The organism is uncultured Odoribacter sp. (assembly GCF_937966165.1).
Classification (GTDB): Bacteria; Bacteroidota; Bacteroidia; order Bacteroidales; family Marinifilaceae; genus Culturomica.
Genome location: NZ_CALCLB010000009.1, coordinates 1 through 11,420 on the forward strand (window position 1 = coordinate 1; position 11,420 = coordinate 11,420).

Consider the following 11,420-nt stretch of genomic DNA (forward strand, 5'->3'; position numbering starts at 1 on the left):
CAACGACCCCGAGATTACAAATCACGTGCTCTGGCCAGCTGAGCTAAAGAGGCATGCGGGTAAGCGGACTATGTCGCACCGCTACAACCATCTACCCTTGCTGCCTTCCGACCCTGGGGGAGTTCGACAGGAGCTGGTCGCATAGGACTTACCCGGGCACAAAAGTACGAAATTATCCCTACCTACCAAATTTTTTATCTCTTTTTTATTATAAAGAATTTAAAAGAAGTTGCAACCTTATATTATTCAATAATTTAAAAGTTAAAAAGGGCCTTTAGCGCAACCCATTTCTTTGGGATACGGTATAAGTTGTAACAATTGTGTATATTTTATTTAAATGAAGAATATATTTAACATTTCAATTTATGCAGACAGAACGGAGAAATGAGGAGAGGAATTACAATTCTGATATAAAGTTCTTAACCAGATTAAATATCACCCTGACAACAGACCACGACTATCGGTCGAATCTAGACAAAGCCTTACAAATGATCGGAACTTATTGTCAAAACGACAGAATTCATATTATAAAAATTTACCCGGACATGACATTTACCCTATTGCACGAGTGGCATAAACCGTCTTTAAGTCCGTTGAAAAACAAAATTAAAAAGCAGAAATGTTTTTTTGAACAAGATCTGGAAGATCAGTTAAACACTCACAATTATATATATATTCATCATACCCAGGACTTAAATTGTAACGAATTAAAATGTTTTCTGGAAGAATGTGAAATAGAAGAATCTCTTCTATTTCCATTGTTTTCGGGTTATTTGTTTTCATTTCTGTCCTTCTCTCACTGCGCCTGCAAAAATACCTGGAATAGAGATGAAATTGAATTATTTACCGCCTTCTCTGCCATCATTGCAGCCAATGTGGAGAAAAATTTCATATTAAAAAAAATGAATTATAAATTAAAACAAGCTCGTCAGCTCAGCACCCCATTGCCCACAAATAGATTTTAAGAAATAAGTTATGCATTTCAACAGTAAAAAATATCAATTATTACTCATCTGCCCCCTTCTTCGTGTAGAAGAAAAGATAAGCGGTATATTGAAAAAAGCCCAATACAATGTTGAATGTATTCAGGAAGAGCAGGAGGCTCTCCTTAAAACAAAAGTATCCCAACCGGATCTGATTTTATTGGCCCCGGTAGGTTCTACAACGGCAGAATGTAAAATTATTCACCAATTGCGGAATAAAATCCCGACCCGTACTACCCCTATTATTTTTATTTCTTCCATAAAAGACGACTCTATTATTGCAGAATGTTTGAATTTCGATTATACGGATTTCATTACAAAACCATTGCGGGAAAAAGAATTACTTTTACGGGTCAAACATCAATTATTACTTCTGGAAGCCAACCGGACAATCCGGCGCCAGAATGAGCGTTTACAGGAAACGATAGAGGCACGGGATAAGTTGTATTCTGTAATCGCTCACGATTTAAGGGCGCCCATCGGCACAATTAAAATGATCAACTCCATAATTGAAAGCCAAAAGGATAAAATCCGGAATGCCAGCATCCGGAAAAAATTCGAAATGATCAATGAAACCACAGAACAAGCTTTTAATTTATTGGAAAATCTTCTGCGTTGGAGCCGGAATTTAAATGGTAAAACAAAAGTAATCCGGAGCCATTTCGACCTGTCTGTCAGTGTCCGGGAAGTACTTTCCCTGTTTACAACCATCGCCAATTCTAAAAATATCAGTTTGATCAATCATGTCAAAAAAGCGATCTCCGTTTATGCAGACGAGGATATGATCAAAACAGTTTTGAGAAATCTGGTTTCCAACGCCATCAAATTTACTTATCCGGGAGGAGAGGTCAATATACTGCTTACAGAACACAACGGACAGGTAACTGTAGCTGTAAAAGACAATGGACAAGGAATTACAAAGGAAAATCAGTCAAAACTCCTGAAAGACGGTCAATTATGCAGCACTTACGGAACAAAGAATGAAAAAGGTTGTGGCCTGGGTTTATTATTAAGCCGCGACTTCATCAAACTGAACAAAGGTAAGCTCCGCTTTAAATCGAAAGAGGGAGAAGGTACTACTTTCTATTTTACCATTCCCGGCAGCACGAAAACTTCAGACAAATCCCTCATCGACTCTTTAGTTCCTCATACATCCGCAGAGCTCCCCAGGCATCTGTAGCCGCATATTTTATCTGGGAAGGGGTCAAAGCAGAAGCATCCCAATTCGAAACCCGCTGACGTTTTGATATTCTTACCTGAAAAACAATAGCCATTAACTTAGAGAATGATTTCTCACTAATACCATAACCGACTACAAATTCCTGCAAATCAACAAAGGAAGCCGGTTGAAAATTACCCAGTTTCCTCAAAGCCCGGATATCGTCCCGAATGCCCACACCGATTTTCACTACTCGTTTTTCCGCCAATAAATTCCGCAAAGAAGGAAGAAATCCGCATTTATTCAGGCGAAAAAGGTAAACTCTTTCCGGTACAGCTAATTGTAAAAGACTGACAGGATAAGTTTCCCCCTTGTGGAAAGCCGGTCTTGTTTCCGTATCAAAACCCAAAAAAGGGTGAGCTGCCAGATAATGCACAGCTTCTTCCACTTTGTTTGCTTCTTCTATTACAATCACTTCTCCCTTGTATGAAAAAGCAGGTAATTCCTGCATTTCTTTCATATCAATATTCTCTTTGTATCTCACTTTTTTTACATTTTTCTTTCGTCATCCGTCAGGCGGTATACTGCCTGATGAACAGCCCGCAGTACTTCTGCACAAGCTTTTCCCCAATATAACTCAAAATTATTATTCAACATCCACAAAGCTTCTCCGATAACTTCCGGAATTCCACAACGAAAAGTCGTAATAAAATTTTTAAGGTCCTGGTATATATCGCATGTTTTTTCCGAAATTGAATGAATTACCGGGGCTTCACTGTATTGCATATTATCATCAAAAACCTCCAGATACTCATCGTATTCTCCAAAAAGACGATGCAATTCCCCAAAAAGATAATTGTATTGTTCTTCCGTAACAGAATCTTCCGCCAAACCACCCTCCTCACATTCGCAAACAGGCAATAAACTGCCCTTTAAATAAATTAAAGGAATAAACTTTTGTAACCGCTGTAATACATCTTGCCGCTCCATGGAAGGTATTGTCTCTACAAAATCGCAAAATTCTTTTGCTACAGCCACAAACTCTATCACTTCCTTGGAATAACCTACATGTTGAAAATCTTCCATACCATTTTATTTTGTACAAAGGTACAAAAAGAGTTGCAATGTTAGAGGAAGAAAAATAAGATTTTAAAATGACGTTAAAGGATTAAGAAACAGGTACTTTACAACGACAGCGCCTCCGTTTCCTGACAAATATACAAGGGCAGGCTTCAAAGCTTCAATAATCAGACAGCTGGAATTTGGCGGAAAAACATTCCGCAACAATCACTCCTTCCGTTTCTTTTCTCCAAGAGCAAAAGCCTGAATGACGATACGGTCTATTATTTTCCGATCTATTGTATCCCTAATGTAAAAACAAAGAATAATCAGAAAGTTGAAAAATTAAACTTATGAAAAAGTCAAAATCAGGGAAACGGCAACTTTATTAAAAAATGCTTATCTTCGTAGCATAAAACGAAAGAAGAGATGAGATTTGATGAAATGAAGCTGGAAGGACCTGTATTGCAGGGATTAGAAGCGATGAACTTTCAGGAAACAACACCTGTACAGGAAAAAACAATTCCTGTAATTTTAGAAGGAAAAGATATTATCGGTTGTGCACAAACCGGAACCGGTAAAACAGCGGCCTATATTTTACCGGTTTTAAACCAGTTGATAAAGACAAAACATCCGGACGACTATATCAATGCGATTATCATGGCGCCTACACGGGAGTTAGCCCAACAAATTGATATGCAATTTGAAGGATTTTCCTATTTTGTTCCGGTATCGACTTTAGCTATCTACGGAGGCGGGGACGGAGCAATCTGGGACCAGCAAAAACAAGGCCTGCAGTCAGGGGTAGATGTGATCATTGCCACTCCCGGACGGCTTATTACTCATCTGGATATGTATAATATCGATCTTTCCCATGTCAAGTATTTTATTCTGGATGAAGCCGACCGGATGTTGGATATGGGATTCTCGGATGATATCATGAAAATTGTCAAAAAATTGCCGCAAAAACGGCAGACAATTATGTTTTCGGCCACCATGCCTCCCAAAATACAACAATTGGCTAAAACCATTCTCCACGATCCGGTAGAAGTGAAAATTGCCGTTTCCAAACCAAACGAAGCCATTACGCAGGCAGCTTATATTTGTACGGAAGCACAAAAAATGGAACTTATCCGGGAGCTATTCGGGAAACCGGTAAAATCGAAGAGTATCATTTTCTCTTCTTCCAAACAAAAAGTCAAGGAACTGGCCCATATCCTGAAACGGATGAAATTCAACGTAGCTGCCATGCACTCGGATCTGGAACAGGCAGAACGGGAAAAAGTAATGCTCGATTTTAAAAATAATAAGATCAAGGTGTTGGTTGCAACTGATATTGTCGCCAGAGGCATTGACATCGAAGATATCGGTATGGTATTGAATTACGATGTTCCGCACGATCCGGAAGATTACATCCATCGTATTGGCCGGACCGCCCGGGCCAATGCAGAAGGACTGGCAATCACTTTTGTATCGGAAAAAGAACAGGGCAAATTTTACCGGATTGAAAAGTTTCTGGAAAAGGAAATTTATAAAATTCCCCTCCCTCCGGCTTTAGGAGAAGCACCTATTTACAATCCGCAAGCTTTCGTCCGGAAAAACGGATACCGGAACAACAGAGGGAAAAACTATGGGAAAAAACACCGTCTTTCCAAGCCCTCCAAAACGGATTAGTCTGTCATTGTTTTTCAATCAACCCTTCTACAGCATCCTCTAATAAATCCAATACCAATTCGAAACCGTCCGGACCTTCGTAATAAGGGTCCGGTACTTCCCGATACACTGTATTCTCCCGGCAAAAATCCGTCATTGCATGGATTTTAGCCCGTTCTTCATCCGTCACCGCCAGTCTTTTCAAATCAGCTATATTTTGACGGTCCATTCCGATAATTATATCAAATTCACCGAAATCCGCTGAAGCATAGAATTGCCGGGCCCGGTGTTCCAGCTCATATCCCCTTTTAGCCGCATGTTTTCTCATCCGGGCATCGGGACAGGCCCCCGAATGTCCGCCATATATACCAGCCGAATCCACATAAAACTCCGCCTCTCTTCCCGCTTTCCTTAATTTCGACTTCATCACAGCCTCAGCGGCCGGAGACCTGCAGATATTGCCCAAACAGACAAAAAGTATTTTTTTCATATAAAAGACAATTATATCCTCAACAGTATCCTTAAAAATTAAGGACATCTCTTTCCCAAAATCTTACAAAGATAAACTTAATTCTTATTTTTTCTGAATCTCCATACAGGAGCCATATTTCTATTTCCCCACTGATTTCATGAACCACTCTTGCCCAAACCACCGGCAGCCGGACCGGCTTTTTAGCAACACTCACTCCCTTTTTCCTCTATCTGAGTAGCCGATCTGAATAAATGATAGATTCCTGAACTCTAACATTATAAATTATAAAAGACTATAAAATATCAAATAAGTCGGTTGACTCATTATCATAAATCCCTTTCTGTGTTTTTATTAATCCCCAACTGATAAAATCACAAATCCGTTTTAGGATAAAAGGCTCATTTATGAATACTTATATCTCTGCGGCATCTATTTATTTATTAGGGTATTTTAATATATTTATAATAAAAACGTAACATTATTTTATTATTTTCGATAAATTTCTGAGTAAGCTATTTTTCTTTTGAGTTGAGAACTAGTTGTTTATTGTATATCTGTACAACATAGACCGTAACTCTTAAAACGATTAGACAATGGAAACATTTTATGCTTCAATTCCGATCTTAATCTTAATTATTCTAATGGGTGGCCTGAAGGTTTCCGGGGACAAAAGTAGTATTGTCACATTGATAGCTACGGTTCTTCTCGCCATACTGGCATTCGGAAGTTCCGTAACGGACACTTTCAATTCCTTTCTGTACGGAATGATAAAAGCATTAGTTCCTATTCTGTTTATCATTTTGATGGCCATCTACAGCTACAATGTGCTCTTACACACAAAAAAGATTGAAGTTTTAAAACAGCAGTTTGCTTCTTTATCGACGGACAAAAGCGTACAGGTGCTGTTAATCACATGGGGTTTTGGTGGTCTATTGGAAGGGATGGCCGGATTTGGTACCGCGGTGGCAATTCCGGCAGCAATACTGATCAGTCTGGGTTTCAAACCGATGTTTTCCGCAATTGTCAGTTTGATTGCCAATAGTGTGCCCACGGCTTTTGGGGCCGTTGGAGTACCGGTAATCGTTTTGGCACAGGAAACGGGATTACCGGTAATCCCGTTGAGTACGGCTGTCGTTTTACAATTGTCCGTACTGATGATTCTGATTCCGTTAGTCATTACTTTTCTGGCTGATCCCAGGGTAAAGGCACTTCCCAAAAATCTGCTATTAAGTCTGTCGGTCGGTGGAATATCGTTAGCAGTGCAATATCTGGCTGCCCGTTATATCGGTGCCGAAACGCCCGCAATCCTCGGTAGTATAGCTGCTACTATAGTGATTATCATACTGGGGAAATTACTCGGAAGACACGAAGAGAAACTGCCTCGTTCCCGTTTTTCAAAGAAAGAAATACTGCAATCCTGGACAGTATATCTTTTAATTATGGTATTGATTTTAATCACCAGTCCTTTGTTCCCTTTTGTCCGTGAAGGCTTGGAAAATTGGCTTGTATCTACGATAGATCTCTCCATCAATGGGAGTATCCGTCGCTATACTATACAGTGGCTGACTCAGGGAGGTGTATTGCTTTTTATCGGCTCTTATGTGGGAGGACTGCTTCAGGGGGGAAGGCCCGGCGAATTACTGTCAGTGCTTTGGCGCTCATTGGTACAATTGAAAAAAACAATAATTACCGTCATTTGCCTGGTTGGATTTTCCTCTATTATGGAGACTTCCGGTATGATCAGTCAGTTGGCTGTGGCCCTATCCGCAGCTACAGGTGCTCTATACCCGTTATTTGCTCCTTTAATCGGGGCGTTAGGAACTTTCCTTACGGGAAGCGATACGTCGGCAAATATCCTTTTCGGTAAATTACAAGCCGGTGTGGCCAATCATATATCTGTCGATCCGAACTGGTTGGCTGCGGCCAATACTGCAGGGGCAACGGGCGGAAAAATTATTTCCCCTCAAAGTATTGCCATTGCGACCTCAGCCATCGGTCAGCAGGGACAAGAGGGAAATATTTTGAAGGCAGCTCTTCCCTATGCGTTAGCATACGTAGTTATAACCGGAATCCTTGTTTTATGTTTTATATAAGCTATTTGCAATTATACTTTTAATACTATAAAGATGAAAGTCGGATTATTTATTCCTTGTTATATCAATGCAATCTACCCGAACGTAGGCGTAGCCTCTTATGAATTGCTCACTTCTTTAGGGCTGGATGTCGACTATCCTTTGGACCAAACTTGTTGCGGACAGCCTATGGCGAATGCCGGCTTCGAAAAAGATGCTACAGGTTTGGCAAAACGAATGGAAGAACTATTTGCAAAATACGATTACGTAGTAGGACCTTCAGCCAGTTGCGTCGTTTTCGTAAAAGAAAACTACCCTCGCCTGCTCCGGAAAGAAGAACCCTGTATCAGTGGCCGTATATACGAAATCTGCGAATTTTTGCACAACATCGTAAAAGTAGACCATTTAAATGCCTGTTTCCCTCATACAGTGAGTATTCACAACAGTTGCCATGGGTTACGGCTTTTACACCTGGCTTCCCCTAGCGAGTTAAACATTCCACGTTTCTCTATTCTTCGGGATTTGCTTTCCCTGGTGAAAGGAGTGGAAATATTTGAACCCAAACGGGCAGATGAATGCTGCGGATTCGGCGGCATGTTTGCGGTCGAAGAAGCAGCTACCTCTGTTTGTATGGGGGAGGATAAAGTGCGGGACCACCTATCTACTGGTGCCGAATTTATCACAGGTGCCGACAGCTCCTGTCTGATGCATATGGAAGGGATCATCCGGCGGGAGCATTTACCGATCCGGACAATGCATATAATAGAGATTTTGAATTCCAAAGGATAAGGACAATAGTCCGCCTTTCTGTTCATTAACATAATAAAAGCAGGATATGAGTTCACATGCTAAAGCAGCAAAGAAATTTATAGCAGACCGTGAGAGAACGGCCTGGCATGACCAGGCGCTTTATTTCGTGCGGGAAAAAAGAGACAAGATGGCATCCGGAGTTCCCGAATGGGAAGAACTCCGCCAGATGGCAAGTGATATGAAACAGCATACAGTAATGAACCTGGCTCATTATCTGGAGTTGTTCGAGAAAAATGCCACGGCAAACGGAATTCATATACATTGGGCAAAAGATGCAGAGGAACACAACCGGATTGTATACGATATTATCCGTCAGCACAAGGGAAAAAATCTGATAAAAAGCAAGTCTATGCTAGCGGAAGAATGTGGGCTGACCCCCTATCTGGAAGCCCGGGGTATCGATGCCGTAGAGTCTGATCTGGGAGAAAGAATTATGCAATTAATGGGCACTCCGCCGAGCCACATCGTTCTTCCGGCCATTCATGTGAAACGCGAAGAAGTAGGGAAAGTTTTCGAGGAATACCTGAATACGGAAACAGGAAACAGTGATCCTACCTACCTAACCCATGCGGCCCGGGCCGCTTTACGCGAGAAATTTCTGCATGCAGACATTGCTATGACGGGCGTAAATTTTGCAGTTGCTTCTTCGGGCGCTTTCGTTGTATGTACCAATGAAGGGAATGCCGATATGGGAACGTCGTTCCCGAAAGTACACATTGCAGTTATGGGGCTCGAAAAAGTAATTCCTGATTACAAGGCCTTAGCAGTTTATATCCGTTTACTGGCCCGTTCCGCTACTGGACAACCTTCCACCACTTATACTTCGCATTACAAAAAACCAGTAGAAGGCCAGGAAATACATGTCATCATTGTAGATAACGGGCGTAGTGATATATTAGCCAATACAGATCATTGGGGAATGTTGAAATGTCTCCGCTGCGGGGCTTGCATTAACACTTGTCCCGTATATCGACGTAGCGGAGGATATTCATACTCTTACTTTATTCCCGGTCCGATAGGGATCAATCTGGGAATGCTGAAATCCCCTGAGCAATATTCCGGTAATGTGTCGGCCTGTTCCCTGTGTTATTCCTGTTCCAATGTCTGTCCGGCAAAAATTGATCTGGCTGAACAGATTTATAAATGGCGGCAGGATTTAGCCCCTCTGCACCTGGCAGATCCGATGAAACGGTTTGTCACGAAAGGGATGAAATGGGTAATGAATCATCCGGGACTTTTTTATAATGCCATTGCTGCCGGAAGGATAGCGGAACGTATGCCCCGTTTTGTACTTTACAATCGTTTCGATCCCTGGGGTAAAGGGAGGGAACTGCCGCAATTTACCAAAGAGACTTTCAACGCTATGTGGAAAAAAGGAAAAATAAAAAAAATATAACGATGTCCAGTAAAGATTTAATATTAGCTGCACTACGGGCTAATACGAAGGAGAAACGGGAGCGTCCCGAAATGACTTTTAGTCCGTTAACCTATCCGGATCCTTTGGGCCAGTTTCAAAAGATACTCAAAGCCGTCGGTAGCAATTGTGTTTTACTTGAAGAAGGGGAAGACGTGAACGATGTGATTAAACGGTTATATCCGGAAGCCCGGAGCATCGGCTCCAATTTACCGGAAATCAGTATAGCCACTTTTAATCCCGACTTATTGGAAGATCCCCGCGAATTGAACGGAACGGACATTGCCGTGGTTCGGGGAGAATTCGGTGTGCTGGAAAACGGGATGATCTGGATGAAGCAGCAAACCCGCTACAAAGCCTTATTTTTTATTCCGGAAGCTTTGGTTATTCTATTGGATCGTCACCAATTGGTCAATAACATGCATGAAGCTTACACACGGCCCGATTTCGATGACTTCGGGTACGGTTGTTTTATCGCCGGGCCGTCCAAGACAGCAGACATTGAACAGGCCCTGGTCATCGGCGCACACGGAGCCAGAGCGGTTACAGTTATATTAGGCTGACTTCCGGCAACGGATCTGAGAATCGCCGGTATACATCAAGAAAATCAGTATACCGGCGATTATTTTTATTTCTGACAACCCAAAATACCTAAAGAATAAGATTCCGTTTTATGTTTTCTACCTCATTTGACTAAAAACGGCAAGGAAGACGCTTAATTAAAAAGCGAATCCACAAATTCTTCCCGGTCGAATATCTGTAAATCTTCCATTTTCTCTCCGACACCTATATACTTTACCGGAATTTTAAACTGATCGGAAATACCTATTACGACTCCGCCTTTTGCTGTTCCATCCAATTTCGTAACTGCCAAAGCGTTTACCTCCGTTGCTAACGTAAATTGTTTTGCCTGCTCATAAGCATTTTGCCCTGTAGAGCCGTCCAGAACCAATAAAATTTCATGAGGAGCATTGGGAATCACTTTTTTCATGACGTTCTTTATTTTCGTCAGCTCATTCATCAAATTAATTTTATTGTGTAAACGGCCGGCAGTATCGATAATTACGACATCTGCTTTTTCTGCCTTTGCCTTACTCAACGTATCATAAGCCACAGAAGCCGGATCGGCTCCCATTCCTTGCTTTACAATGGGCACCCCTACCCGTTCCGCCCAAATTACCAATTGATCGACAGCGGCAGCCCGGAAAGTATCTGCTGCACCTAAAATAACTGTTTTTCCTGCTTCTTTAAATTTATTGGCTAATTTTCCGATGGTTGTTGTTTTTCCTACACCATTCACTCCCACAACCATAATGACGTAAGGTTCTCCGTTATCCGGCAACTGAAAAGACGTAGTATCATTCGCATTATTCTCTTTCAACAGAGCGACAATCTCCTCCCGCAATACCCGGTTCAATTCATCAATTCCCATATATTTCTCCCGTTGTACCCGGGCTTCAATCCGACCGATAATCCGAATAGTTGTTTCTACTCCTACATCCGATGAAATCAACACTTCTTCCAAATTATCCAATACCTCATCATCCACTTTAGACTTCCCTACAACAGCCCGGGCCAATTTCTTAAATACACTTTCTTTCGTCTTCTCCAGGCCTTTATCAAGGCTTTCTTTCTTACCTTTTCCGAATAATCCGAATAATGCCATTTCCTATCTATTAGAGTTCATTTTAGAGGGTACTAAAATAAGCATTTTAAACTAAATTCTAAAACTTTTTCCAGGGTATAAAAAAACCCTGACAACTTACGTTATCAGGGCTTCTTAAATTCGGCATCTACC

Annotated in this window: 11 protein-coding genes and 1 other RNA gene; 7 read left to right on the forward strand and 5 right to left on the reverse strand. The window is 41.4% G+C overall.

All coding sequences use genetic code 11. The annotated features are described in order from the left end of the window. Positions 1-60: 60 nt before the first annotated feature. An RNA gene (ffs, locus tag Q0465_RS03020) (signal recognition particle sRNA small type) lies at positions 61-154 on the reverse strand. Positions 155-365: 211 nt separating this feature from the next. Here ffs and Q0465_RS03025 point away from each other — a divergent pair. Both Q0465_RS03025 and Q0465_RS03030 read left to right on the forward strand, forming a co-directional pair. Beyond that, a complete protein-coding gene (locus Q0465_RS03025) occupies positions 366-965 on the forward strand; it encodes a GAF domain-containing protein (protein ID WP_298612627.1) in 600 nt (199 codons plus the stop codon). Between the two features lie 10 nt (positions 966-975). Further along, positions 976-2,163 carry a hybrid sensor histidine kinase/response regulator gene (locus Q0465_RS03030; protein ID WP_298612629.1) on the forward strand — a complete coding sequence of 396 codons (1,188 nt, stop codon included), beginning with the start codon at positions 976-978 and terminating at the stop codon, positions 2,161-2,163. On the opposite strand, the gene Q0465_RS03035 is transcribed toward Q0465_RS03030, so the two are convergent. Both Q0465_RS03035 and Q0465_RS03040 read right to left on the reverse strand, forming a co-directional pair. Continuing rightward, on the reverse strand, positions 2,111-2,686 hold the full coding sequence (locus tag Q0465_RS03035) for a 3'-5' exonuclease (protein ID WP_298612631.1): 576 nt from the start codon (positions 2,684-2,686) through the stop codon (positions 2,111-2,113). The two genes, Q0465_RS03030 and Q0465_RS03035, sit on opposite strands and share 53 nt — an antisense overlap. A 5-nt stretch (positions 2,687-2,691) precedes the next feature. After that, positions 2,692-3,228 carry a DUF5063 domain-containing protein gene (locus tag Q0465_RS03040; protein ID WP_298612633.1) on the reverse strand — a complete coding sequence of 179 codons (537 nt, stop codon included), beginning with the start codon at positions 3,226-3,228 and terminating at the stop codon, positions 2,692-2,694. A 402-nt stretch (positions 3,229-3,630) separates the two neighbouring features. On the opposite strand from Q0465_RS03040, the gene Q0465_RS03045 reads away from it, so the two are divergent. Continuing rightward, a complete protein-coding gene (locus Q0465_RS03045) occupies positions 3,631-4,875 on the forward strand; it encodes a DEAD/DEAH box helicase (protein WP_298612635.1) in 1,245 nt (414 codons plus the stop codon). A gap of 4 nt (positions 4,876-4,879) precedes the next feature. Here the strand turns inward: Q0465_RS03045 and Q0465_RS03050 are convergent, their stop codons facing one another. Further along, positions 4,880-5,344, reverse strand: coding sequence for a low molecular weight protein-tyrosine-phosphatase (locus Q0465_RS03050; protein ID WP_298612637.1), 465 nt, complete (start codon positions 5,342-5,344; stop codon positions 4,880-4,882). 575 nt (positions 5,345-5,919) lie between these two features. On the opposite strand from Q0465_RS03050, the gene Q0465_RS03055 reads away from it, so the two are divergent. The 4 genes from Q0465_RS03055 to Q0465_RS03070 are packed head-to-tail and all read left to right on the forward strand — an operon-like array spanning position 5,920 to position 10,185. Next, on the forward strand, positions 5,920-7,419 hold the full coding sequence (locus Q0465_RS03055; protein WP_298612640.1) for an L-lactate permease: 1,500 nt from the start codon (positions 5,920-5,922) through the stop codon (positions 7,417-7,419). A 33-nt stretch (positions 7,420-7,452) separates the two neighbouring features. Next, positions 7,453-8,187, forward strand: a complete 735-nt coding sequence (locus Q0465_RS03060) for a (Fe-S)-binding protein (protein WP_298612642.1) — start codon at positions 7,453-7,455, stop codon at positions 8,185-8,187. A 46-nt stretch (positions 8,188-8,233) separates the two neighbouring features. Further along, positions 8,234-9,604: a lactate utilization protein B gene (locus Q0465_RS03065; RefSeq protein WP_298612644.1), complete on the forward strand. Its 1,371-nt coding sequence runs from the start codon at positions 8,234-8,236 to the stop codon at positions 9,602-9,604. A 2-nt stretch (positions 9,605-9,606) separates the two neighbouring features. Then, positions 9,607-10,185, forward strand: coding sequence for an LUD domain-containing protein (locus Q0465_RS03070; protein WP_298612646.1), 579 nt, complete (start codon positions 9,607-9,609; stop codon positions 10,183-10,185). A gap of 152 nt (positions 10,186-10,337) precedes the next feature. Here the strand turns inward: Q0465_RS03070 and ftsY are convergent, their stop codons facing one another. Next, entirely contained in the window at positions 10,338-11,288 is a 951-nt protein-coding gene (ftsY, locus tag Q0465_RS03075; protein WP_298612648.1) for a signal recognition particle-docking protein FtsY, read from the reverse strand. Positions 11,289-11,420: the final 132 nt, after the last annotated feature.

Coding starts and splice junctions, on each gene's coding strand:
- Q0465_RS03025 (WP_298612627.1), top strand. CDS start 366: ATGCAGACAGAACGGAGAAATGAGGAGAGGAATTACAATTCTGATATA.
- Q0465_RS03030 (WP_298612629.1), top strand. CDS start 976: ATGCATTTCAACAGTAAAAAATATCAATTATTACTCATCTGCCCCCTT.
- Q0465_RS03040 (WP_298612633.1), bottom strand. CDS start 3,228: ATGGAAGATTTTCAACATGTAGGTTATTCCAAGGAAGTGATAGAGTTT.
- Q0465_RS03045 (WP_298612635.1), top strand. CDS start 3,631: ATGAGATTTGATGAAATGAAGCTGGAAGGACCTGTATTGCAGGGATTA.
- Q0465_RS03050 (WP_298612637.1), bottom strand. CDS start 5,344: ATGAAAAAAATACTTTTTGTCTGTTTGGGCAATATCTGCAGGTCTCCG.
- Q0465_RS03055 (WP_298612640.1), top strand. CDS start 5,920: ATGGAAACATTTTATGCTTCAATTCCGATCTTAATCTTAATTATTCTA.
- Q0465_RS03060 (WP_298612642.1), top strand. CDS start 7,453: ATGAAAGTCGGATTATTTATTCCTTGTTATATCAATGCAATCTACCCG.
- Q0465_RS03065 (WP_298612644.1), top strand. CDS start 8,234: ATGAGTTCACATGCTAAAGCAGCAAAGAAATTTATAGCAGACCGTGAG.
- Q0465_RS03070 (WP_298612646.1), top strand. CDS start 9,607: ATGTCCAGTAAAGATTTAATATTAGCTGCACTACGGGCTAATACGAAG.
- ftsY (WP_298612648.1), bottom strand. CDS start 11,288: ATGGCATTATTCGGATTATTCGGAAAAGGTAAGAAAGAAAGCCTTGAT.